21 protein-coding genes are annotated in these 25,213 nt (G+C 49.4%); 19 read left to right on the plus strand and 2 right to left on the minus strand.

The window, feature by feature from the left end:
- Positions 1-165 precede the first annotated feature (165 nt).
- Together AC58UW_RS29425 and AC58UW_RS29430 are read left to right on the plus strand one after the other, a co-directional pair.
- Complete coding sequence (locus AC58UW_RS29425; RefSeq protein WP_497424119.1) at positions 166-1,167, plus strand: aldo/keto reductase; 1,002 nt, start codon at positions 166-168, stop codon at positions 1,165-1,167.
- 681 nt (positions 1,168-1,848) lie between these two features.
- Complete coding sequence (locus AC58UW_RS29430) at positions 1,849-3,126, plus strand: polysaccharide lyase family 7 protein (RefSeq protein WP_497424120.1); 1,278 nt, start codon at positions 1,849-1,851, stop codon at positions 3,124-3,126.
- Positions 3,127-3,139: 13 nt separating this feature from the next.
- On the opposite strand, the gene AC58UW_RS29435 is transcribed toward AC58UW_RS29430, so the two are convergent.
- Positions 3,140-4,024, minus strand: coding sequence for a helix-turn-helix domain-containing protein (locus AC58UW_RS29435; protein ID WP_497424121.1), 885 nt, complete (start codon positions 4,022-4,024; stop codon positions 3,140-3,142).
- Between the two features lie 169 nt (positions 4,025-4,193).
- Between AC58UW_RS29435 and AC58UW_RS29440 the strand changes: the two genes are divergently transcribed.
- The 5 genes from AC58UW_RS29440 (at position 4,194) to AC58UW_RS29460 (ending at position 8,987) form a co-directional block, all read left to right on the plus strand.
- Positions 4,194-5,333, plus strand: a complete 1,140-nt coding sequence (locus AC58UW_RS29440; protein WP_497424122.1) for a fatty acid desaturase family protein — start codon at positions 4,194-4,196, stop codon at positions 5,331-5,333.
- The gene (locus AC58UW_RS29445; protein WP_497424123.1) at positions 5,323-5,640 is read left to right on the plus strand and encodes a MocE family 2Fe-2S type ferredoxin; all 318 of its coding nucleotides are present in this window, start codon (positions 5,323-5,325) and stop codon (positions 5,638-5,640) included. The genes AC58UW_RS29440 and AC58UW_RS29445 overlap by 11 nt, the downstream gene beginning before the upstream one ends.
- A gap of 37 nt (positions 5,641-5,677) precedes the next feature.
- A complete protein-coding gene (locus AC58UW_RS29450) occupies positions 5,678-6,604 on the plus strand; it encodes a hypothetical protein (RefSeq protein ID WP_497424124.1) in 927 nt (308 codons plus the stop codon).
- Between the two features lie 142 nt (positions 6,605-6,746).
- Positions 6,747-7,961: a formaldehyde dehydrogenase, glutathione-independent gene (fdhA, locus tag AC58UW_RS29455; RefSeq protein WP_497424125.1), complete on the plus strand. Its 1,215-nt coding sequence runs from the start codon at positions 6,747-6,749 to the stop codon at positions 7,959-7,961.
- Between the two features lie 141 nt (positions 7,962-8,102).
- Positions 8,103-8,987, plus strand: a complete 885-nt coding sequence (locus AC58UW_RS29460) for a TolB family protein (protein WP_497424126.1) — start codon at positions 8,103-8,105, stop codon at positions 8,985-8,987.
- Here AC58UW_RS29460 and AC58UW_RS29465 read toward each other — a convergent pair.
- Complete coding sequence (locus AC58UW_RS29465; protein ID WP_497424127.1) at positions 8,962-9,774, minus strand: CPBP family glutamic-type intramembrane protease; 813 nt, start codon at positions 9,772-9,774, stop codon at positions 8,962-8,964. The two genes, AC58UW_RS29460 and AC58UW_RS29465, sit on opposite strands and share 26 nt — an antisense overlap.
- Before the next feature lie 286 nt (positions 9,775-10,060).
- Between AC58UW_RS29465 and iolD the strand changes: the two genes are divergently transcribed.
- The 12 genes from iolD (at position 10,061) to AC58UW_RS29525 (ending at position 25,142) form a co-directional block, all read left to right on the plus strand.
- Complete coding sequence (gene iolD, locus AC58UW_RS29470; protein ID WP_497424128.1) at positions 10,061-11,926, plus strand: 3D-(3,5/4)-trihydroxycyclohexane-1,2-dione acylhydrolase (decyclizing); 1,866 nt, start codon at positions 10,061-10,063, stop codon at positions 11,924-11,926.
- Between the two features lie 18 nt (positions 11,927-11,944).
- On the plus strand, positions 11,945-12,853 hold the full coding sequence (iolE, locus tag AC58UW_RS29475; protein ID WP_497424129.1) for a myo-inosose-2 dehydratase: 909 nt from the start codon (positions 11,945-11,947) through the stop codon (positions 12,851-12,853).
- 7 nt (positions 12,854-12,860) lie between these two features.
- Positions 12,861-13,871 carry a 5-dehydro-2-deoxygluconokinase gene (gene iolC, locus AC58UW_RS29480; RefSeq protein WP_497424130.1) on the plus strand — a complete coding sequence of 337 codons (1,011 nt, stop codon included), beginning with the start codon at positions 12,861-12,863 and terminating at the stop codon, positions 13,869-13,871.
- Positions 13,872-13,913: 42 nt separating this feature from the next.
- Positions 13,914-15,359: a CoA-acylating methylmalonate-semialdehyde dehydrogenase gene (locus tag AC58UW_RS29485; protein ID WP_497424131.1), complete on the plus strand. Its 1,446-nt coding sequence runs from the start codon at positions 13,914-13,916 to the stop codon at positions 15,357-15,359.
- Between the two features lie 43 nt (positions 15,360-15,402).
- Positions 15,403-16,281 carry a class II fructose-1,6-bisphosphate aldolase gene (fba, locus tag AC58UW_RS29490; protein WP_497424132.1) on the plus strand — a complete coding sequence of 293 codons (879 nt, stop codon included), beginning with the start codon at positions 15,403-15,405 and terminating at the stop codon, positions 16,279-16,281.
- Positions 16,278-17,321: an inositol 2-dehydrogenase gene (gene iolG, locus AC58UW_RS29495; RefSeq protein ID WP_497424133.1), complete on the plus strand. Its 1,044-nt coding sequence runs from the start codon at positions 16,278-16,280 to the stop codon at positions 17,319-17,321. The genes fba and iolG overlap by 4 nt, the downstream gene beginning before the upstream one ends.
- Positions 17,322-17,354: 33 nt before the next feature.
- Positions 17,355-18,173: a 5-deoxy-glucuronate isomerase gene (gene iolB, locus AC58UW_RS29500; protein WP_497424134.1), complete on the plus strand. Its 819-nt coding sequence runs from the start codon at positions 17,355-17,357 to the stop codon at positions 18,171-18,173.
- Between the two features lie 82 nt (positions 18,174-18,255).
- Positions 18,256-19,266, plus strand: coding sequence for a LacI family DNA-binding transcriptional regulator (locus AC58UW_RS29505; RefSeq protein ID WP_497424164.1), 1,011 nt, complete (start codon positions 18,256-18,258; stop codon positions 19,264-19,266).
- Between the two features lie 116 nt (positions 19,267-19,382).
- A complete protein-coding gene (locus AC58UW_RS29510; protein ID WP_497424135.1) occupies positions 19,383-20,366 on the plus strand; it encodes a formylglycine-generating enzyme family protein in 984 nt (327 codons plus the stop codon).
- A 35-nt stretch (positions 20,367-20,401) separates the two neighbouring features.
- The gene (locus AC58UW_RS29515; RefSeq protein ID WP_161406315.1) at positions 20,402-20,572 is read left to right on the plus strand and encodes a hypothetical protein; all 171 of its coding nucleotides are present in this window, start codon (positions 20,402-20,404) and stop codon (positions 20,570-20,572) included.
- A gap of 878 nt (positions 20,573-21,450) precedes the next feature.
- Complete coding sequence (locus AC58UW_RS29520) at positions 21,451-24,249, plus strand: carbohydrate binding domain-containing protein (RefSeq protein ID WP_497424136.1); 2,799 nt, start codon at positions 21,451-21,453, stop codon at positions 24,247-24,249.
- 134 nt (positions 24,250-24,383) lie between these two features.
- On the plus strand, positions 24,384-25,142 hold the full coding sequence (locus AC58UW_RS29525; RefSeq protein ID WP_497424137.1) for a response regulator transcription factor: 759 nt from the start codon (positions 24,384-24,386) through the stop codon (positions 25,140-25,142).
- Positions 25,143-25,213 lie beyond the last annotated feature (71 nt).

Consider the following 25,213-nt stretch of genomic DNA (forward strand, 5'->3'; position numbering starts at 1 on the left):
TAATTCGGCAGGTTGACGATTAGATATCGTGGTGATAATATGGGATTAATCCAAGTGATTAACTTGGTTTAAGTTAAGCAGTTTGACCGACCGTAAAAAACGGAGGCAATCCTTTGATGGATTGCCCTTTTTTTTTAATTACCAAAAGGACAGGGAGATGTGGATATGAGTATTGGACAAAGACGACTAGGCAGATCTGGGTTGCGCGTGTCAGAGGTAAGTCTAGGCACAATGGCTTTCGGCAGATGGATCGGGGAGAAGGAATCTGCGGAAGTGCTGGATACAGCGCTTGATTCGGGGATTACCCTTATTGATACAGCTGATGTGTACGGTTCCGGGATGGACAAGGATAATCCGCTTGAGACAGGCGAGTCCGAAACGATTCTCGGCAACTTGTTGGGTGCTCGTCGGCAGCAAATCGTGCTTGCGACCAAGGTTCACGGACGTGTTGGGCTTGGCCCTAACGATGCCGGCCAAAGCCGATACCATATCTATCGAGCTGTTGAAAATAGTCTCAAAAGGCTGAAAACTGACTATATTGACTTGTACCAAGTACACAGGTTTGACGAACAAACGCCGCTGGAAGAAACGTTGCGAGCGCTCGATGACCTTGTTCGTCAAGGGAAAGTTCGCTACATTGGCGCCTCGAACTATGCGGCGTGGCAGATCGCCAAGGCTCATGGGATATCCGCGCTGCAGCGGCTTGAACGCTTCGAAAGCGTCCAGCCGGAATACAGCTTGATTGCACGCGGAATAGAGCAGGAGCTGCTGCCGTTCGCTATCTCGGAAGGCGTAGGCGTTATCGTATACAGCCCGCTGGGACGCGGTCTCTTGACTGGGAAATACGCCTACGGTCAGCAACCGCCGGCCGGAACTCGTGGCGCTGCGAATGAGAAGCGGCTGCAAACGCTGCTGGAACAAGAGCGGCATTTCCACATTGTGGAGCAGTTGAAGCCAATCGCAGCGCGCAAAGGTTGGACACTTGCTCAGCTAGCGCTGAGCTGGGTTCTCAGCAAGCAAGGAGTTACTTCCGCAATTCTAGGTGTGTCCAAACCGCATCACATCACGGATATATTGCCAACGGTTTCTGAGAAGTTGACTCAGGAAGAGTTGAATGAGCTCGATGCGGTGACGAGAAGCACACAAGCGGATTTGGTTCGGAATTAAGTAATGGCGGCTGCAGGCACGTTGCTCATCACCCATGTAGGTGAGGAGTGTGACCGACATAGGTAAATAGAGGGCTGCTCCTGGAAGATTAACTTCTAAGGGGCGGCTTTTTTTATATATACTTTGTATGTTTTTGGTGTTTTGAGGAACTATAGTCCGCTATTTCTCTGAAAAGGTATGTTTTTCATATGCAAGGGGAACTACGGTCCGCTATTTTGCCGATTCACCTGAAAAACGAACCATGGAGGACAAATAAGAGCCTGTAGTTCCGTCCAGAAGGAAAAATGCTCGCTTTTCTCCAAATAGCGGACCCCAGTTCCCCTGAGTGAACCTTTAGTCCTCTTCCCGCTAGGTTTTAGAAATTTGAAAAGAGCTGTACGAGATTCGATTGAATAAATCATACCGATAGGATGACTTCCCTGACGGTTTTTCTTGTGCCTACTCTACGAATAACACAAGTACACCTAAAAAAAACGCTAAAGAAACAGGAAAATATTAACTATAATGAACATTGTTAAGCGCTTACACGGAAATAAACGTTAGTATTCAAACATGAAAGGAGGTAGCGTTCCGCTTTCAATATTTTGTTCACCTAAAGCACGCCACACGCCTGTTTATCTGAATTAACAGCAATGCGTACTGCTTCGAACACTAAAGTTAATCATGATTAGGAGGATTATTATGCGAAAAAAGATGCTAAAGCCGATCCACTACTTAGTTATGCTTTCCTTGTTGTTATCGACTGCTTTAATTTTTAGCAATGTTACATCGGTGACAGCTGCATCCATTGCAATTACCAACCCTGGCTTTGAAAGCGATGCAACCGGTTGGACGAAAGTCGGTTCCGCTGCAATCTCAACGAGCGATCATCACAGTGGTACTCGTTCGGCGAAATCCACAGCTAACGGCGGCGGTTATAAGCAGACGATATCCGGTCTTACAGCAAACACCAGCTATACGCTGAAAGCTTGGATTCTCGGTCAAGGCGTTATTGGCACTAATACCTTTGGCGGCACTGAAGTTACAGCAGGCGGCAATACCGCTGCTTGGACGCAATTTACCGTGAACTTTACAACAGGGGCGACGAATACTAGCGCCGTAATTTTTACTAGAAGCACGGGCTCTTCGGATGTACGATTTGATGATTTTACCCTTGACAGCGGCACTAGCGCGACGCCAACTCCTACCGCAACGCCAACATCCACACCAACACCGACACCACCTACAACTCCGACACTTCCATCTGACGTCCTATACTTGAAAAATTGGAAAATCACTTTGCCCATTCCGAAACAATCCGGTTCCACAAGTCCACTAGAAGTGTTACAGCCTGCGTTAAATACGTATTCGATCGATCCTTGGTTTAAAGTTGTGCACGATGCAGATGGCTATGCCGTTCAATTCCGCGCTAACCATGGCGCTGTGTCAACGTCCGGGTCCAGCAACCCAAGAAGTGAGCTGCGCGAGATGAAGGATAATTATACGACTGGTGATTCCAGCAATCAGATGGCTTGGGGCAGTAATGACGGGAAAACGCATACGATGTACATTAAGCAAAAAGTGACTCACCTGACAACGGTAAAACCGCAAACGGTCGTTGGCCAAATCCATGATGCCGACGATGACGTGACTGTTTTCCGTGTCGAAGGAAATAATCCTGGCGGTGTTTCCACAACAGCAAAAATTTACATTACAGATGGGGACAATACGCATGGCTATTTGCTCGATAGCAACTATACGCTGGGAACTTTGTTTACGGTTAAAATCATTGTAGCTGGCGGCGTCATCTCCTATGAATACAATGGTCAAACTGTACCTTACACACAAACAAAAAATGTAACAGGATGCTTCTTCAAAATTGGGAACTACACGCAATCCAATGATTCAACTGCTCCTGGCGAAAGTCCAGATGCCTATGCTGAAAACTGGGTGTACGACTACTCTGTCACTCATCAATAAGCTGCAATAAGAGCTACTGATCCGGTGTGTCTTTAAAAAGCGTAGCGCAAAATTGGCTAAGACTCATACCTGTTTTCCGCTTGAAAATCTTACCGAATGCATGGATATTCGTATAGCCGACCCTATTTGCGATTTCGCCAAAGGATTGGCCGGACTGGAGCGCCAGTTCCTTGGCTTTTTCCAGTCGAACCCAGACCAAATATTGCACGGGCGACATGCCGAATGCACTGCGGAACTGCGTAATAATGTAGTTTCGGCTCCAACCGGTCAGTTTCTCAAGATCTTGATGCGTAAAGCCGGCCTGCAAATGGCTGGAGATATAGTTACGTATTAGAATGAGCTTCGCTTTGTTAGCATCTTCTTTCTTCGAAGTGCTGACGGCGAGCTCTTTTTTTTGTTTGGACATTTGAAGCAGAACTTGTGTCAGCAGGCTTTGGCATAGAAAGTGGTCCGTTACCTCCGGCATTCGGTAATGATGCAAGAGCTCAGTCAGCTTATGCTCGATAGTGTGATTTTGGTAATTCCCCATGTAATGAAGGCCTTTTTCATTGGAATCATCAAGGACTTGTTGGATGGGGAAGCCAGAATCGCCAAAATGAAAAACAATCGAGATGCAGACATAAGGCTCGTTCGGCCGTGTGGTGATGTAATGGGGCTCGTTCGGTCTATGGAACATCAAATCACCGCGTTTCGTCACATAATCGTGCCCATTAATATGATAGTCCGCAACCCCCTCAACCACATACTGCAGTTGAAATTGCTTCAAGGAGCGTTGTTTCAATTTCCAGCCGTTAGGGGCATGGAACATGTGTGCAAGCGTAATGTACGGTGGGAAATAATACTGCTTTAACTGTTCAAGCGTCTCGCTTGGCTCCATAAAATAAAGCTTATTCGTCATCGTTCGCCTCCGCATGATCCGTCCGAATGCCTGATTCCATTATACAAATTTATGGGAACCTACAATAGTGTGATTTTGGTAACCATTTTGTTACTTTGGGATAAATACTTCCGTGGGGCTGGTCTGTACAATGAAAGCATATTCATCAAGACGAGGGAGGCTTTCAGCGATGTCTTCTAACAATGGAAGAAGAGATTACAGCCTTACAGGCAAGGAGAACCAGCGAGCCCAAGATAGGGGGCTCGTGACCACGGAATGGTACACATCGCCTATTCCTCGTCAGAGGATGAAGGAGCTAATGAAGCGTAAAGATGGGCCTGCGATACGGGATACAATTATTTTATTCGTACTCCTCATAGGTACTGGAATCCTTGCGTATTATTCGTGGGGAACCTGGTGGGCAGTACCAGCCTTTTTTATCTATGGCACACTTTACGCATCTCCAGGAGATTCACGTTGGCATGAATGCGGGCATGGGACGGCTTTCAAGACACCTTGGATGAATGAGGTGGTGTATCAGATTGCTTCCTTCATGGTACTGCGGTCTGCAACACCTTGGCGATGGAGCCACACGCGTCATCATAGCGATACGTACATTGTGGGGCGTGATCCTGAGATTTTTATGGAAAGACCGCCGATCTGGCGCATTCTTATTATGGAGATTCTTCATCTTTACGGCGGATCAAAGGAAATAAAACGATTTTTTCTGCACTGTATAGGGAAAGTGGACCGGACGGAAAATGAATACATTCCCCTGTCAGAGCGCTCCAAAGTCTACCTGGAAGCACGGATTTACCTGCTTATTTTAGCAGCTGTCATCGGGCTGTCGATTTATCAAATGAGTTTACTGCCGCTAATGTTTATTGGCTTGCCGACCTTCTACGGTACATTGCTGATGCTGTTATTTGGATTATCACAGCATTTGGGGCTGCACGAAGATGTGCTGGATCATCGTTTGAATACCCGCACGGTGTATCTGAATCCAGTGTTTAGGTTTCTTTACTGGAATATGAATTATCACGTAGAGCATCATATGTTTCCAATGGTGCCCTATCATGCACTTCCTGCGCTGCATAAGGAAATGCAGAATGATTGTCCGAAGCCATGCAGTAGCCTGGGCGCTGCGCTGAAAGAAGTGATTACGGCGCTCATTAAACAGGGGAAAGATCCGTCGTATACGATTGTTAAACCGTTGCCCAGCACAGCGCGTCCTTACTACTATGGACCAGCAAAGTTGCCTGGTACTAAAGAGGCGAAAAGCACAGAGACTAGCTCAGCGATGACCGGAGGAATGACACATGGTGCCTAATGAGTGGATTGAAGCATGCAGAGCGGACGAAATCGAACAGGAGGACGTGATTCGCTTCGATTATAGCGATCGCTCCTTCGCTATATACCGAACCGATAGCAATGACTACTATGCGACGGATGGTTTTTGTACACATGGGAAGTTTCATCTTTCAGAGGGGCTTGTCATAGGAAACATAATTGAATGTCCAAAGCATAACGGGAGATTCGATGTGACTACTGGGCAAGCGAAGCGGGCGCCGGTTTGTATGGATCTGAGAACCTATCCCGTGAAGGTAGAAGCTGGAAAGGTTTTCATTAAGCCCTAAAGGATTTCAGGGAGAAACGGGAAAGGGTGACAAGAATATGGCGATAGTTCAGACCGGAACCTATAAAGGATGCTTCTCTCTTACCCTTGACAATGAACAGCTCAGAGTTGAACTAGTCCCGCAGCTCGGAGGGAAGCTGGTTTCAATGCTCTATAAGCCAACTGGCAAGGAGTGGCTGCTTGATTCAGCTACCCGTCCTCTTGAGCAGCCAGAGTTTGGCTCAACCTTCACGGATTGGGATATGAGCGGGTGGGACGAATGCTTTCCAACGATCATTGCTTGTGCTTCTGGTGTGGATGAACGTATTCTCTTGCCGGATCATGGTGAGCTTTGGTCGCTTGCCGGAAGCTGCAAGGTCGAAGATGGGACTGTTGACTGTACAATCGAAAGTCCGCAGCTGCCTTACCGTTTTTCAAGACGGATATCATTGGTGGACACAGACAGGATTAGGCTGGCATACCGCGCTGAGAATATGGGTGATAACCCCTTTCCCTTCCTGTGGGTACCCCATCCCCAGTTTGCGATTACAGAACGGACGCGCTTTCTTCTCCCTGATGCCATGGAGCGTATGATGTGTGTTTTTGGAGGTAAAAAGCTTGCGCTTGGCAGTTCCTATTCCTGGAAGGATGTGTCACGGCTTTCACCGGAGGTCACTGGAGATGCACGCAAATTTTATTACGAAGGAAAAGTGACAGCTGGATGGTCGGGTTTGTATGAAGAAGAAAGCGGCAATTATCTCATTCTATCTGTGCAGGCGGACAAGGTCCCCTATATCGGCATCTGGATCGACGAAGGAATGATAAATGATCGTGTTACCTGTGCGTTGGAGCCAAGCATCGGCTACTACGATTCTCTAGAGAAAGCTATTAGCAATGGGACGGCGCAGGTCATTCCGGCAAAAGGTTCTTTTGAGTGGGAAATGGAGCTTTCATTTGGTGTCGGGGACGGGGTACAACTTTGTTGATTTAAGCTGTATACTTCACTAGGCTTGTCTCGTATAATGGGAATAGATGGAATCTTGGAAGCGCTTCCCCTATAAAAGTGATGAATGTTTCACGGATGTTTGATTGGCGAAAGTGACATTTCAATTTGGGAGGAATACGAAGATGACAGGAAACAGAGCAGTCGTTTACAACAAACCAGGCAGTGTAGAAATTCGGGATACGGCTTATCCAGATCTTATTTTACGCGATGGTCCAGGCGTGAATCCGTTAAACGTTGGACGTAAATGTGAGCATGGCGTCATTCTTAAAGTTGTCACGACGAACATTTGCGGCAGCGACCAGCATATGGTCAGGGGAAGAACGACGGCGCCGTCGGGTCTTATTTTGGGACATGAAATCACGGGAGAAGTTATTGAAGTTGGTCGTGATGTGGAATTTATCCAAAAAGGGGATCTAGTCTCCGTTCCATTCAATATTGCCTGCGGACGCTGCCGCAACTGCAAAGAGCGCCATACGAATGTATGTCTGAATGTGAATCCGGATCGCCCCGGCTCTGCCTATGGCTATGTGGATATGGGCGGTTGGGTAGGCGGTCAGTCCGAATACGTCATGGTGCCCTACGCTGATTTTCAATTGTTGAAATTTCCGGACAAAGCACAAGCGATGGAGAAAATTCTCGATCTGACGATGTTATCCGATATATTCCCAACGGGCTACCATGGTGCAGTTAGTGCCGGTGTACGTCCAGGATCAACCGTATACGTTGCCGGCGCAGGCCCAGTCGGACTGGCGGCTGCTCATTCCGCACAACTGTTGGGCGCAGCGGTCGTTATTGTTGGAGATTTGAACGCAGAGCGGCTCGCTCAAGCGAAAAGCTTCGGCTGCGAGACCGTCAATTTGCGTGAGCACGCTAATTTGGCCGAGCAGATCGAGCAAATTTTGGGCACGCCGGAAGTGGACTGCGCGATTGACTGCGTAGGCTTCGAGGCCCATGGGCATGGCAAGACACACGGCGAGGCGCCGGCGACTGTGCTTAACTCCATCATGGAGGTTACGCGCGCGGGTGGCAGTCTGGGTATTCCAGGGCTGTATGTGACTGGCGATCCTGGAGCTGTGGATGAGGATTCCAAAATCGGCACGCTAAAAATTCGGTTCGGACTCGGCTGGGCCAAATCCCACACGTTTGTCACAGGCCAAACGCCAGTCATGAAATACCATCGCGACTTGATGATGGCGATCCTTAGCGGCAGAGCGCAAATCGCGAAAGCGGTGAACGCGACGAAAATATCCTTAGAGGAAGCACCTAACGCGTATCAGGAATTTGATCGTGGTGTTTCACGGAAATTCGTGATCGATCCGCATGGGCTTGTGAAGTAGAGGGTTTTGTCGATGACATTCTCAGTCATAGGACTGAGGATGTCTTTTTGGGTTGAGCCGAGCCTCCTGGCAGGTTTAAGCACGCCAACATCGAAGTAGTTAACAGATGAAGTTGCATCCTATGGACACGGAGGTAAGCAAATGAATACGTTAAAAGAACCGCTGACGAACAAAGGCCGCAATGTGAGGAGTATTCTGGAAGTCGTTGATATCCAAACGGGTGAGCGAACGCAGCTAGCCTACTACGATTACCTAATCGAGGCCCCGAATTGGACGAGTGACGGCAACCGACTCATTTATAATAGTCTGGGCAGTCTCTATTCCTTTGATATTTTGGAAAGTGAAAGCACGCTTATCGATTCGGGATACGTCGATCACTGTAACAACGATCACGTGCTGTCGCCCGATCAAACACAAATTGCGGTTAGTCATCACACACAGGAAGACGGCCAGTCCCGTATTTATATTGTACCGCTCGAGGAGGGGCATCCGATCCTCGTTACCCCAATGGCGCCGAGTTATCTGCATGGGTGGTCACCAGACGGCAGTGAATTAGCCTACTGTGCAGAACGGAACGGGCAATATGACATATATACAATACCCGCAGCCGGCGGTGTAGAGAGACAGCTAACGGATAGTCCTGGTCTGAATGACGGACCTGAATACTCGCCGGATGGCAAGCATATCTGGTTTAATTCCGTGCGATCGGGCCTGATGCAGGTATGGCGCATGAACATAGATGGCAGCGAGCAGACGCAGATGACGTTTGATGAAAGTAACAACTGGTTCCCGCATGTGTCCCCTGACGGTGAGCTTGTTGCGTATATTTCTTACAAAAAAGGCGATGTTGACCCCGGCGACCATCCGCCGAACAAGCAAGTGGAAATACGGTTGATGGCAAGCGGTGGTGGCGAAGCTAGAACACTGGTCAAACTGTTTGGCGGTCAAGGCACGATTAACGTAAATTCATGGTCTCCAGACAGCAGCAAGCTGGCTTTTGTCAGCTACTCATTGATTTCACCCTGATTCTGTACAACCATAATCCAATCCATCCAGTAATCACGATGCTGAAAATTCCGTCAGGACTAGGCATCATTAGAAAAGAATAGCCCTCTCTAATTGTGATGAATTTTTTTAAGATTAACGTATCAATGAAAGCATTACCTATCGTATGCATAACTACGGCTGGCCAGACGCTATTCGTCAACAGCCGTAGTTCTCCATAGACGATAGACAAGATCACAACGCCAAGCACCAAACGCGGTATAAAAGTGAACATATGTTCTGTTGTATCTACAAAAAGGAAAAGGTAGGGAAAATGCCACACGGCCCAAATAAGGCCGACGTAGCTATGTGAGAGCAGCTTATTCCAGCCAAGCGCATACACTTTTGGAGCCAAATAGCCTCTCCATGCAAATTCTTCGAATATGTTCTTGATGAAGCTGGGCAGGATCGCCATCCCAAAAGCAGTGAGAAATAAGGGAGATAAGGGCGCCCTATCAATCAGCCCCTTATGACCAATTAGAAGGATCAGGAATGCGCAGCAGGGGGAGAATAGGGCGCTGACCATATACAGCAAAACATGTTTTTTGAAATGCGGCCGTATACCAAAGTCCTGCCAACCGTCTCCGCTAAACACGCGAAATAGAATCATCGCCAGCAGCGGTGTGACAATCCAGATAAGCTGCCCTAGGCTGCCATTGGCGTCCGTGCCTGCTTTTAAATCGACAAGCCGACCTACCCAACCGCAGCTGATTGCAAGGAATGAAAAAAGCAGGATATTCCTTAACCGTTTATCGTAAATTATTTTCATCATCGCTTCCCCTTGATTACATGATAGATCTTCATAGATCTTATCCCCTCAAAATGAGTGAATGAAAGCCTGCTAACCTTGAATATATATGTAAAAAACTTATTTTCGAATGCCAACGAATAGACTTATTCTGGTGTTAAAATAGAGCTGGAAAATAAATGTTGAAGCAATTGACATCCTGTAGTAATATCAAATTAAGCGCTTAACCTCACCGGGGATTAAGTGCTTAAAACAGGAGAGATTAAGCGCTTAATCCCTCGGGATAGCAAAGGAGATCGAGATACCCATGAGCACAATCCGCTTAACGATGGCGCAGGCCTTGCTTCGGTTCTTGGACAGTCAATACCTATCGGTTGATGGGATTGAACAAAAGTTTGTTGAAGGTGTTTTCGGTATTTTTGGACATGGCAACGTGACGGGCATTGGCGAAGCGTTGGAACGAAGCGCAGGCAGTTTGATTTATAGGCAAGGTAAAAATGAACAAGGAATGGTGCATGCTGCAACCGCTTTCGCCAAACAGCGGAATCGGCAGCAAATTTATGCCTGCACGAGTTCAATCGGCCCTGGTGCACTGAATATGGTCACAGCCGCAGCGACTGCGACGGTTAATCGCATTCCTGTGCTGTTGCTGCCAGGAGACAACTTTGCCTCCAGACAACCAGACCCTGTGCTGCAGCAATTAGAATCTATTCAGGATTACACGATATCCGCTACGGACGCTTTTAAAACGGTAAGCAAGTACTGGGACCGGATCGTTAGACCGGAACAGCTGATGACAGCTGCCGTTCAAGCTATCCGTGTACTGACGGACCCGGCCGAGACCGGAGCGGTAACTTTAGCTCTGCCGCAGGATGTACAGGCAGAGGCCTACGATTATCCTTTAGCTTTCTTTGACAAGAAAGTCCACTATATCGACCGTCGGCCAGCCGCAGATGGCGCGGTCAAGCGGGCAGCGGAGCTGCTCAAAGGCAAGCGCAAGCCGCTCATCATCGCCGGCGGCGGCGTACTGTACGCTTCCGCATCGCAGGAGCTTACTGCGTTCGCCGAAGCCTTTGGCATTCCCGTGGCCGAAACGCAAGCAGGCAAAAGCGCTTTACCTTGGAACCATCCGCTTCAAGTCGGGGCAATCGGCGTGACGGGGTCGCTGGCAGCCAACCGGCTCGCGCAAGAAGCGGATGTCATTATCGGCGTCGGTACGCGGTACTCCGATTTTACGACATCGTCGAAGTCGGCTTTTGCCCATCCTGACGTACAGTTCGTTAACATTAACGTCAGCGGATTTGACTCTGCGAAGCTAAGTGGCGCAGCGATTACCGCAGATGCAAGAGAAGGTCTTATCGCTTTGCGGGAAGCGCTTACACAAGCGGCCTATAGAACTGCATACATAAGCGGGGAAATTGACGGGCATAGACAGCAATGGACCGCTGAAGTAGACCGTTTGTACGCAGCTCAGCATGAGGCTGGTCTAGCGCAAACTCGTGCATTAGGTGTAATTAACGCAGAGATTGACCCTTCCTCGGTCATCGTTTGCGCTGCGGGCAGCCTGCCGGGCGATCTGCATCGATTATGGCGACCGGTCGAGCCCAAAACCTACCACATGGAGTATGGCTTCTCCTGTATGGGGTACGAAATTGCCGGAGCATTCGGCGCTGCCCTGGCAGAACCGGAACGCGACGTATACGCCATGGTAGGCGATGGCAGCTACCTGATGATGCATTCCGAGATGGTCACCAGCCTGCAAGAAAGACGCAAAATTACCATTTTGTTGTTTGACAACCATGGCTTTCAATGCATTCACAACCTCCAAAGGAGCCAAGGCAGTGACGGCTTCGGCAATGAATTCCGTTACCGCACCGAAGCAACAGGCGGTTTGACGGGAGCCTACATGCCTATTGATTTTGCCGCGCATGCTCGCAGTTTGGGGGCTAAGGCTTATAAGGCAAATACGGCTGAAGAGCTTCAGACAGCACTGCAGCTAGCCAAACAGGAGAGTGTGACTACACTCATTGAGATTGCTGTTGTTCCAGGCACGAATACCGATGGGTATGAATCCTGGTGGAATGTCGGCGTACCCGAGGTTTCCGTCTCCAACAAGGTTGTGCAAGCGCACGAAAATATGAAGGCCCGCATTCAGGCGGTCACCATTCTTTAGCGAGAGGGGATACGAGGCATGAGCAATCAGTCTTTTAAACTTGGCATACATCCAATTAACTGGGTTGGCGAGGATGTGAAGGAACACGGCGCTGACACCACCTTTGAGCAAATCGTTGACGATATTCAGGCGCTAGGGTTGACCGGTACAGAGATGGGACGCAAATATCCGACCGATCCTGCTGCTTTGAAAAATGAGCTTGCGAAACGTGGTATTGAGCTGGTTTCACAGTGGAAATCGGTGCTTTTTTCCGATCCGGCTTATCGGGAGGCAGAACTTGAAGCTTACCGCAAGCATGTAGAATTTCTTCATGAAATGGGAAGCAAGGTCATCTCTACGTGCGAAGTGGGAGGTTCCTTACACTTTGATCCGCGGCGTACGCCAAATGAGAAGGAAGTGCTGCGTTTCGATGACGCAGCTTGGCATTCACTGGCGGAAGGTTTGAATGCAGCCGGAGCCATCGCACAGGAATACGGCCTCAAACTAACGTATCATCATCACGGCGGAACAGCTGTGGAACAACCGGAAGAAATCGATCGCTTAATGGAGCTGACCGATCCTAGTCTTGTGTATCTGCTGTTTGACACCGGCCACGCCTATTATGGCGGTGCGGACCCGCTTGCGGTTTTGCGTAAGCATTACGACCGTATCGCATATATTCATTTAAAGGATATTCGGCAAGAGATCCTCGATCAAGCACGCGCTGTGAACGCGGATTTCGTTACCTGCATTCGGCAAGGCGTGTTTACGGTACCGGGTGACGGATGTCTGGATTTCGCTCCGATTTTCCGGGAGCTGCTGGAACGCAAGTACAGCGGGTGGGCGATGCTCGAAGGAGAGCAAGATCCTGCTGAACATCCAGCGTACGAATATGCGAAGAAGTCGCTTGATTTTATCCAAACGCTCATATCCCAAGAAAGCAGGTAGAGAAGCCATGACTTATGTATCCTTTCCTACGAATAAGCACCTTGATTTTGTAGCCATTGGACGCTTGTGCATCGATTTGAACGCGAACGAAATTCATCGGCCCATGGAAGAAACAATGACTTTCACCAAATATGTCGGCGGATCGCCAGCGAATATCACGATTGGGATGTCGCGTTTGGGTCTGAATACAGCTTTCATCGGGAAAGTCGCTAACGATCAAATGGGCCGTTTTATAACGGATTATCTGCAACGCAACAAGATCGACACTACAGGTGTTGTAACGGATACGACCGGAGCCGTGACGGGACTTGCTTTTACGGAAATTAAAAGTCCTACTGATTGCAGCATTCTGATGTACCGTGACAACGCAGCCGATCTTAAGCTGACGCCTAACGAGGTTCAAGAAGAGCTGATCGCGCAGGCTAAGGTGCTGCTCATTTCCGGGACGGCGCTTGCCAAAAGCCCATCGCGGGAAGCGGTATTCCAAGCATTAAATTATGCCAAAAAGCATGGCGCAGTCATCGTCTTCGATCTTGATTATCGCCCTTATACATGGACATCACCGGAGGAGACGGCTGTGTATTACAATCTGGCCGCTGAAAAATGCGACATCATCCTCGGAACGCGTGAAGAGTTCGATATGATGGAGTGCTTCGAAAATAACGAGTCCTCCAATGACAAAGTGACAGCATCCAAGTGGTTTAACCATTCAGCCAAAATCGTCATCATCAAGCATGGGAAAGATGGCTCCATCGCTTATACACAGGATGATGAAGGGCACCGGGCGAAGAGCTTCCCGGCCAAAGTCGTCAAAACGTTCGGGGCAGGAGATTCCTATGCCGCAGGTTTCTTATATGGTGTTATGCAAGGCTGGACGCTTGAGAAGAGTATGGAATTCGGGAGCGCAGCCGCCTGTATCGTTATTTCCAGCCATAGCTGCTCAGACGCAATGCCTACCGTTAACCAAGTAGAAGATTATATTGAGCGCTGCAATCGTAATGAAATTACTGCCTCATAGGCGATATTCAGAAACCAGGCAACAATGAAGGGGGAAACCACAATGACACAAGTATTAAAAAACTTGATTGGCGGAGCATGGGTAGAATCAACTGCAACGCATAACGAAGCCGTGATGAATCCAGCAACCGAAGAAATAATTGCCTATGTGCCATTTTCAACAAAAGAGGATGTAGATCATGCGGTTCAAGCGGCAAACGCTGCTTTTAAAACCTGGAGTGCTACACCTGTTCCGCGCAGAGCCCGCGTTTTGTTCAAGTATCAGCAGCTGCTAGTTGATCATTGGGAAGAGCTTGCGCGCCTCGTAACAAAAGAAAACGGAAAAAGCTACACGGAAGCTTACGGTGAAGTGCTGCGCGGCATCGAGTGCGTGGAATTCGCTGCAGGTGCGCCGAATCTGATGATGGGCAAGCAGCTTCCGGATATCGCAACGGGGCTGGAGTCTGGCATGTATCGATATCCAGTAGGGGTTGTCGGCGGTATCACGCCTTTCAACTTCCCGATGATGGTGCCTTGCTGGATGTTTCCGCTGGCGATTGCTTGCGGCAATACGTTCATTCTGAAGCCGTCCGAGCGGACGCCGCTGCTTGCTAATCGTCTGGCTGAGCTGTTTATGGAAGCCGGCTTGCCGGATGGTGTGCTGAACATCGTTCATGGCGCGCATGACGTGGTTAACGGCATTTTGGAGCATAAGGACATTAAGGCGGTTTCTTTCGTAGGTTCACAGCCAGTCGCAGAATATGTGTACAAAACAGCTTCCGCACACGGGAAACGCGTACAGGCGCTGGCTGGCGCCAAAAACCATTCCATCGTCCTGCCAGACGCTAACCTTGACCTAACGGTCAAAGAAATTATTAATGCTTCTTTCGGTTCCGCGGGCGAGCGCTGCATGGCGTGCTCGGTTGTTGTAGCCGTGGGTGAAGTAGGCGATAAGCTCGTTGAGAAGTTAGTGGAAGCAGCGGATAAAATTACGATCGGTAACGGCAATGAAGATGGTATTTTCCTTGGCCCCGTCATTCGAGGACCGCATAAGGAGCGCACGCTGCAATACATTCAGACCGGCGAGCAAGAAGGGGCTTTACTGATGCGTGATGGACGTAAAGATACGGCTGTGAGCGGTGAAGGCTATTTCGTTGGGCCAACGATTTTTGACAACGTGCAATGCGATATGAAAATTTGGAAAGACGAAATTTTTGCCCCTGTGCTTTCCATCGTGCGGGTCGATTCCCTTGAGGAAGCTATCGATTTGGCGAATCGTTCGGACTTTGCGAATGGCGCTTGTATCTTCACGGATAGCGGAAGCGCTGTAAGACAATTCCGAGATACGATTGATGCCGGGATGCTAGGTGTCAACCTGGGCGTACCAGCACCAATGGCATTCTTCCCATTCTCAGGATGGAAGAAATCTTTCTACGGTGATCTGCATGCGAACGGCACAGATGGCGTTGAATTTTATACACGGAAGAAAATGGTGACGGCTCGCTGGTAATGTAGGTACAAAACGTGATGGAGATAGAGAAGGAGTGGAAGACATGGCGCTGGTTTCGATGAAAGACATGCTCCAAAAGGCACTAGAAGAACAGTATGCCGTTGGGCAGTTTAATTTGAACAACTTGGAATTTACCCAGGCTATTCTGCAAGCGGCTCAGGAAGAGAAGGCACCTGTCATTCTCGGTGTCAGCGAGCCTTATATTCCTTATATGGGCGGGCTTCCATGCATTGTTGGAATGGTCAATGCACTCATCGAGCATTACGGAATTACTGTACCGGTCGCCCTTCACCTGGATCATGGCACAACCTATGAGGTGTGTGTACGGGCGATTCATGCGGGGTTTACCTCGGTAATGATCGACGCTTCGCACCACACATTGGAGGCGAACATTGAGGTGACTCAGCGAGTTACTCAAGTGGCTCATGTCCTTGGGGCAAGCGTTGAAGCAGAGCTTGGAAGAATCACTGGACGTGAGGATGACTTGGTGGTGGACGAAGCCGAGGGGATGTACGCAGTGCCGGAGGATTGTGTCAAACTGGTGTATCAAACCGGTATAGACTGCTTGGCGCCTGCTCTAGGTTCCGTGCATGGCCCGTACAGGGGGCAGCCTAAACTAGGCTTTGACCGGATGGGCGAAATTCAGCGATTGACTGGTCTGCCGCTTGTTCTGCACGGCGGCAGCGGTCTGCCCGAGAGTGAAATTCGGCAAGCAATCGCTTTGGGAACTTGCAAAATTAATGTCAATACAGATAACCAATCGGCCTGTACAGCAGCGATTCGCAGCTACTTACAAGAGCATCCGGAAGCTTATGATCCGCGTAATTATTTGATCCCCGCGCGGGAAGCGATCAAGGCTTCGGTTAAGGCGAAAATTCGTTTGTTTGGCAGCGATGGTAAAGCGGGAGGACATGTACAATGAAGAAGATCAGAGTTGGCATCATCGGTGCGGGAAGAATCGGAAAAATCCATACCGATAATCTGTTGAAATTGCCGCAAGTTGAAGTTGTAGCGGTGAGTGATTTATTTGCCGGGGCGGAATTAGAAGCATGGGCAGCCGAAAGAGGCATTGATCAAGTTGTGCAGGACAGCCAGGTGCTGCTTGCTAATCCCGACATAGACGCTGTGTTTATTTGTTCGTCCACGGATACGCATGTACCTTTGATTAAGCAAGCGGCAAAAGCGGGCAAACACATTTTCTGTGAGAAACCCGTTTCCATGGACATTACGCAAACAGAAGAGGCGCTGGAATGCGTTCGTCAAGCGGGAGTCCAGCTGCAAATCGGGTTCAACCGCCGATTCGATCATAACTTTAAACGTGTGCGCGACCATGTGCAAAATGGAACCATCGGAGAGCCTCATATTGTGAAAATCACATCGCGCGATCCGAATCCTCCACATCCGGATTACATCAAGGTTTCCGGCGGTATTTTCATGGATATGATGATCCATGATTTTGATATGGCTCGATTCGTAACGGGCAGCGAAGTAGAAGAGGTATACGCACAAGGAAATGTGCTGATCAATCCAGTTTTCGCTGAGCATGGCGATGTAGATACGGCTATTGTAACGCTTCGCTTCGCAAACGGTGCGCTCGGTGTCATCGATAATAGCCGCCAGGCTGTCTACGGTTACGATCAGCGAGTAGAAGTATTCGGCTCCAAAGGCAGTGTCGCTGTAACCAACGATCATCCGAATACGGCGGAAATCTCCACAGCCGAAGGCATTACGCGGGATAAACCGCTGCATTTCTTCTTGGAACGCTACAATGCAGCGTATATCCTTGAGACTCAAATGTTCATCGACAGCCTAGTGAATGGTCATGCACTGCCTGTTGAAGGCTTCGACGGGCTGCAGGCAGAGCGGATCGCATTGGCTGCGAAATTCTCAAGAGAGCTGCAGCGTCCGGTGAAAATCAGTGAAATCAGCGAGTTGTTGTCGCAGCAGTCAGTAGCACAATAATGCTCAATTATGTGGTTGGGAGGCAGGGATCGCATGTCGGATTCAAATCTGATCGTTAAAGCCCATGAGACAGATAAAGAGGGTGTCGTCCTTACTGTCACTCCGGAGTCTGCAGGGTGGGAGTATGTAGGATTTCAAGTCGTCAAGCTGACAGAAGGCCAAGTTCTGCGTCGTGAAACAGGGAGTAATGAAATCTGCCTGGTCCTTTTAAGCGGGAAAGCGGACGTCTCTACCAAGCTCCAAACATGGCAAGGAATCGGTGAGCGGATGAGCGTATTTGAGAAGATTGCACCTTATTCCGTGTATGTGCCAAATGATGATGTATACGAAGTTAAGGCCCTTACGAGCGTAGAGTTGGCGGTATGCGCCGCTCCCGGCTTTGGCCGCTACCCGGCCCGTTTGATTGAGCCAGCTCAAGTTGGCATTGAGGCTCGCGGATATGGCAATATCGAACGCCGGATTCATAATATACTGCCTGAACAGGAGTCAGCCGACAGCTTACTCGTTGTGGAGGTTTTTACCCCAGATGGGCATTGGTCCAGCTACCCGCCTCATAAGCATGATCGGGATTCGCTTCCTGATGAGTCATTGCTGGAGGAAACCTACTACTTCCATGTTCAGCCTGAGCAGGGTTTCGCGATTCAACGCGTGTATACAGATGATCACTCAATGGATGAGACGTTAGTTGTCCGTGACGGTCAAACCGTGCTGGTGCCGAAAGGCTACCATCCTGTGTGTGCGCCGCCCGGATACGAAGTGTATTATTTGAATGTGATGGCGGGGCCAACGAGAACGTGGAAGTTCCATAACGACCCCGATCACGCATGGCTAATGACGAAACCTCGCGAATAGCGCTGTAAGAACGGGTTGCAACTTGGATGCCTTCTGAGCATAATAGAGACTAATGTGGATGAAACAACGATGGGAGAAGCAAATGAAGGCAACCATATATGATGTAGCCCGTGAAGCCGGTGTATCGATCGCGGCGGTTTCGCAGGTCATTAACGGAAAAGGCAAAATCAGCGAAGAGCGCCGTAACGAAATTTTTCTCGTTATGCAGCGGTTAAATTATCGACCGAGCGTTATTGCTTCAGCTTTGACAGGCAAAAAAACATATACCCTGGGGCTGCTCGTCCCCGATATTTCTAATCCTTTCTTTGCTGAAATCGCGCATGCGGTGGAGGATCAAGGGCATCAGCTCGGCTATAGCATTGTCATCTGTTCAACGCATAACGAAGATGAGCGAGTTGAGAGATATTTGACGCTGCTGCAGCAAAAAAGTGTGGACGGCATGATCATCGGTACCGGAATGGACAATTTGGAGCTTCTGTCTCCCTTGGTAGATAAGGCGATTCCAATTGTTTCCATTGCTCGGGAGATGGCTAGTCCCTATGTACAAACCGTACATGTGGGTGACTTCGAAGGAGGCAAATTAGCGGCGCAGCATCTGTTGGACCTCGGACATACCCGGGTCGCGGTGTTGGCCGAGCATCTAAAGGTCAGCTCCTCCCGGGAGCGCATCCGCGGGTTCCGCGAAGCGTTAGCGGGCGCTGGGCTTGAGCTGCCGGAAGCCTCAGTGAAGTCCGGCGGCTACGACCTGCTTCGCGACGGCAAGCGCCAAGCGCTGGAGCTGCTCCAGCAGGAGGGGCGCCCTTCGGCGCTCTTTTGCTGTAACGACCTGCTCGCCATTGGCGCGCTTCAAGCGGCCAAAGCATTAGGTCTGCGCGTGCCGGAGGATGTATCGATCGTCGGCTTCGACGATACGATTCTAGCCTCGGTCACAGACCCGCCTTTGACCACGATCGCCCAGCCTATCGAAGCGATGGGGAAGCTGGCTGTTGATCTTGTGATCGCGCAGCTCGCGAACAAGGATGAGGCAAAGCCAGAGCATGTGCTTAAGCCGGAGCTGGTTGTACGCAAGTCTACCGGAGCGATAAGCACATAAACAAGAGAGGACCAGTCGATGATTGTCGATTGGTCCTTTCTTGTTGGCTTGGAAGGTGATATTCTTGTTTTATAAAGTTGTCTTAGCAATTATTATAAAATAGGGAGGAGATTTTTGTGGAAACTAATAAGTCCTGTTGCTCAGCAAGTCGAGATTCAGCTACACAAGTTCACTCCGATGCTCCGACACCTGTTCAGGCTCAGACTAAGGCGGTTGGCCCTAGCGATAGTCAAGTTTTGGACAAGTCGAGCATGATCTATTTGGATGGGGGCACGTTCCTGATGGGGACGGACGACCAAGAAGGTTTCCCTGCTGATGGTGAAGGACCGGTACGAGAGGTGACAATCAAGCCTTTTTACATAGATCCATGTACAGTAACCAATGCGGAATTCAAGCTATTTATTGATCAAACGGGGTATCGAACCGAAGCGGAAGCGTTCGGATGGTCGTTTGTGTTTCATCTGTTTGTGTCTGAAGCCACGGCTCAAAAGGTGAAATCTGCTGTGCAGCAAACACCATGGTGGTGGGTTGTTGAGGGAGCAGATTGGCAGCATCCGGAAGGACCGGACTCAAATGTAGAAGACAGATGGGATCATCCGGTCATTCATGTGTCGTATCAGGATGCATTGGCTTACTGCAAATGGTCTGGCAAACGTCTTCCTACAGAAGCTGAATGGGAGTACGCAGCCCGTGGCGGTTTGGTGCAAAAGCGCTATCCCTGGGGGGATGAGCTGAAGCCGGGCGGCCAGCATATGTGCAATATTTGGCAGGGGAAATTCCCGATCAAGAATAACGCCAGCGACGGCTATGCGGGTACCGCGCCGGTTCGAGCGTTCGAGCCTAATGGCTACGGATTGTATAACGTTTCGGGCAACGTTTGGGAGTGGTGCTCGGACTGGTTCAGTCCGGACTATCATGTCAAAGGCAAACGAGTGAACCCGTCAGGACCTCCATCTGGACAAGCCCGTGTGATGCGCGGAGGCTCCTATTTGTGTCACAAATCGTATTGCAACCGGTACCGGGTAGCTGCTCGTAGCAAGAACACACCGGACAGCTCAACAGGAAATATTGGTTTCCGCTGCGCGTCGGATGCTGAATAGAGACAATGCTTTCACGATAGGAGGTTCGGCTTACTGTGATCAAGTGTAGACATTGTTCCAAGACGACAGATCTTCAATTGCAGAAGTGTACGCACTGCGGGGTAGTTCTGGGTTATTCGGTTGCAGAGAAATTCGATCTACTCGCTGAATCGGTTGAGCATGCACTGAAAAAGGAATTGGAAGCAAGAAGAAAGCTGAAGCATTAATGGGAGATAGTCAGAAAAGACACGGAGAGGTCGCTTACAGAGCGGCCTTTTTTTTGATTAGTTTGTGGTTTGTGGGTGTTGGTTTATGTGCTGGGGGGAAGTTAGCGGGAAATAGTAGTTTTCCCATCTATATCAGATGAGGAGGCTACATGGATTGTCCCCTTGGAGCTGGGAGGCTGTGTGGATGGATTAATTGTAAGTAACGCCGATTACTCCTGTTATTTTCAGCAATCGATCCGTTTTTTCCCAAATAAATGGAATTTCTACTGCTAAATTCACAGATCTAGCAGATTTCGTGCAGCTACTGATGATTTAGCTGGAGCTTCTACCGCTATTTCATTCCCTGCCACAACTCAGTGTGGAATAACGGTATTATTTCCAGTTATTTCAAAGCTGGCAGCAGAAGCAGCGATTTCCGTATTCGTCACACACTCGGGAAGCCAGCTTCAACTGGGGGGGCCAGCCTTTCCGGTTCAGCTCCGCGAGCATTTACTGGCTGGGGCTGGATGAGAACGTGCCGAAACAAGCCTGTCTGCCCATACACTGTCTATGTGACCGTCCCGACAACTGTCTCCCTCAGCGAAAGGGAACTACTGTCCACTATTTTACCGATAGAGGCATAGATGCAAAGTTGAACAGAACTACAGAGGCTTATTTGCTCACAGCCGAGGTTAGGTTACAGCCCATGCGATCTGCTACTGCCCACCCGTTTTGCAACCGCCTACTTGCTTTACTACATCCCAGCACACTCCCCGTTAAAGTTCGCAATTAAGGTCAATTTATTGATATTCAGTCCAATTTAATCTCGAGACAAACTAAGTATACTTAATTTGTAGGCGCTTACAAGTCTGCAAATTAGAGTGATTGGGGTGATATTGATGTACGCAGGTTATACGTCACGGACAGCTAGAAGGAAAATGTCGTTCATGATGATCTGGGTGTTATCGGTCATGATGCTTTGGGGAATGGTCTATACGCCGCCGGCAGCAGAAGCAGCGGTTACCGGATTCGTCACACGCTCGGGTAGCCAGCTTCAGCTGGGGGGCCAGCCCTTTCGGTTCAGCTCAGCGAATATTTATTGGCTGGGGCTGGATGAGAACGTGCCGACGAATGGCACGATTGATTTCCCAACGTCATTCCGCGTGGATGACGCGCTCGCAACCGCCAAAGAAATGGGCGCAACGGTTGTTCGTTCCCATGCCATCAACTCTTTTGGCTGTGCCAAATGTATTATGCCAACGCTGGGTACTTACAACGAAGCCGCTTGGCAGAAGGTAGACTACGCCATTAAAGCAGCAGGCGATCAAGGGATCCGCTTAATTCTGCCGATCGTTGATATGTATAACTACTATCACGGCGGTAAGAAAACGTGGACCAAATGGTATGGGTATCCGGATGATGGCGTCATCTACACAGGATATGAATTTTTTAGCGATGCCAATATTATTAGCGCGTTTAAGCAGCATTTGAACGTCCTCCTGAATCGGGTTAATACATACACCGGGGTAGCGTATAAGAACGATCCGACGATTTTGGCTTGGGAGACGGGCAATGAACTTGGATGGTTTGATAATCCGACACAGCTCAAGAATTGGACACAGGACATTGCCAACTATCTGAAACAGCAAGATCCGAATCATTTGGTGGCCGATGGCAATTACGGCGTTGCAGATGCGCATTTGGCGATTTCCAGTATCGACATGTACTCGGACCATTTCTATACGTGGGGGAACAAGGGATTGTCGGTACCCATTCTGCAGCAGCAAGCGAATAAAGTAAGAACGGCCGGGAAAGTGATGTTCGTCGGGGAATACGATTGGACGAATGAGCAGTTCGGAACATTGGCAAATTTCCATACGGCGATCGAAAATGATTCGGTCATCGCAGGTGATATGTACTGGGCGCTGTTTGGCCACAACGACAATTATGGTTATGTACAGCATCCTGACGGTTTCACGGTACATTACCCTGGCGATACCACCTTCATGCGCACACAAGCACAGCAGATGAGGACTCACGCGTATAAAATGAGAGGCCTCAGCACGCCGCCGGCTCATGGCATTCCGGGAGCACCGCTCATCACAGGTTCGTCAACTTCCGGAGGCAAGTATGTGCTGAACTGGCGCGGTTCGGTGCCATCCGACAAGTACACCGTAGAGCGCTCTACGGCGGGCAGCAGCGGACCTTGGACGGTTGCTTGCAACCAATGCGCAACTGACAATCAAACGCCATGGACGGATGCGGGATCTACAGCAGGCGCAGCAACTTGGTACAGAGTAAAGGGACACAACTTATCCGGTGTTGCCGGCGCATATTCAAATGTGTACGCGATTTCTGGCACTCAGCTGCCTGCACCCGGAAGCTTCTCGCAGTCGCTGCCAACAAGCGGAGCTGCGAATGTCAGCGTAACGCCGCAATTCACATGGGGAGCGTCTTCAAATGCATCGTCCTATACGCTCGTCGTTGCGGATAATACGTCTTATACGAATCCTGCCGTCAACGTTAGCGGACTCACAAGCACGAGCTACACACCTACCACTTTGCTTACGAATAACAAAACCTACTATTGGAAAGTGACAGCAGTAAACGGCACGGGGTCCACGAATGCCGCTAATGCTGGACTTTCGTTCACAACGGTTGCGCAAGCGGCTCCTACGACGACGGTGGATGATTTCGAAAGCTATGCCTCGGATGCGGCGCTGCAATCAGCCTACGTGAGAAACTCAAGCGGAAACACGTTTACTGTGACTCGCGATACGGCTAACAAGGAAGCGGGCAGCTATGGTATGAAGATCGCCTATGCCGTTTCTGCAGCAACGGATTATGCAGGGGCCGTCCACACGCTCGGAAATGCGAATTGGACCGGCAATACCAGCTTAAATCTGTGGGTTAAACCGGACGGCTCGAACCGCATACTAACGATTCAGTTCAAGGAATCAAACGGGGAGCTGTGGGAAACGTATTACACGTTAGCGGGGACGACGGCGACAACACTTTCTATACCTTTTACCAGCTTCCAACATCCGGGTTGGTTTAGTGGCGGCAATGGGGTCGTCGATTTGGGCTCCATTTCGGAGAGCAATCTTTATATAAATAAAGGTTCAGGCGCAGACGGCAGCAGCATTATTTATGTAGACTCCATCAAGCTCGGTAACGGTACAACGCCTCCGCCCCCAACTCCTGTGAACATTGACAATTACGAGGGATATGGCGGTTCTAATGGCAACCTGCAAGCGGCTTATGTCCCGAACAGCAGCGGCAACGCAATAACAGCTACATTGGATTCAGCCAATAAGTCACAAGGCACATATGGATTGAAGCTTGCTTATACGATGGGTACCCCAGACTATACCGGCGTCATTCACACCATTAGTCAAAATTGGACCAGTAAAACCGGCATCCAATTCTGGCTGAAGCCTGATGGCTCGAACCGCACATTGACGATTCAGTTCAAGGAATCGAGCGGTGAACTGTGGGAGAAGGCGTACACGCTCTCAAGCACGGCAAGCGGAACTATCACATTGCCGTTTACCTCCTTCGCTCATCCTTCTTGGTATTCGGGTGGGAACGGGACGAGAGATTTAGGCGCAATCGCGGAGTTCAATATCTATGTGAATCAAGGCTCAGGCGGCGCAGGTTCCAGTACGATTTACTTGGATGATATTCAGGCTTACTAGGCTGCAGCAGGAAAATCGTTTTTACAAAATCCGAAGCCGTCATGCGGAAATGTCCGTATGATGGCTTTTGCCTATGTGATAAAATGAAAGACACCAGTAGGAATAATCTGGAATGCCCCAAGGGTGGGATGAACATGATCCGCATCATTGTCGTCGAAGACGAAAAACCGATTCAATTAGGCATCGTCAGCATTATTGAACGGATGGAGCCTGATTATCAGGTGCTGGGCTCGTTCGGAAACGGGCTGGAGGCTTTGCGGTTTTTGAACACACAAGCTGTAGACGTCGTTATTACGGATATATCCATGCCGAAAATGGATGGCTTTGAGCTTGCTGAACACGTTCGTAAGCAATACCCCCGAACGCATATTGTCATTCTAAGCGGGTTCAACCAATTTGAGTATGTCCGAAATGCGCTGCGCAAAGGCGTTAGTGATTATTTGGTCAAGCCTGTTAACAAGAAAGAGCTGGCCCAAATGCTACAGCAGGTGAGAGACCGCATGCAAGAAGAGCAGCATCAGAGAGCTCCGGAAACGGAGACCTATGAGCGAAAAGTCGTCAGTACGGTCAAGAGGATTGTTGAGCAGGCCTATAATCGTGAAATTGAGCTTTCCGAGCTCGCCAATCAAGTTTTTTTGACGGCCAGCTATGTCAGCTTTCTATTTCGCAAGGAAACGGGGATGACCATAACGGACTATATTATGCAGCTGCGCGTTTCTAAGGCGAAGGAGCTGCTGCTCCATCAATTGGAGCTCAAGACGTATGAGGTCGGCCAGGCTGTCGGTTACCCGGATGCGGCGTATTTCAACCGTCTATTCAAAAAGGTCGTTGGCATGACGCCTCGGATGTACCGGGAGCAAACGAAGCTGACTAATTTGCCGAACGGAAGCTAAAAAACAGCATTTGGCAATGCAGTCCAATAAAAAGCCAAGCCAGTACATTTTATCCGCAGAGTGACCCTCCT

It is taken from the genome of Paenibacillus sp. J22R160, assembly GCF_059692135.1.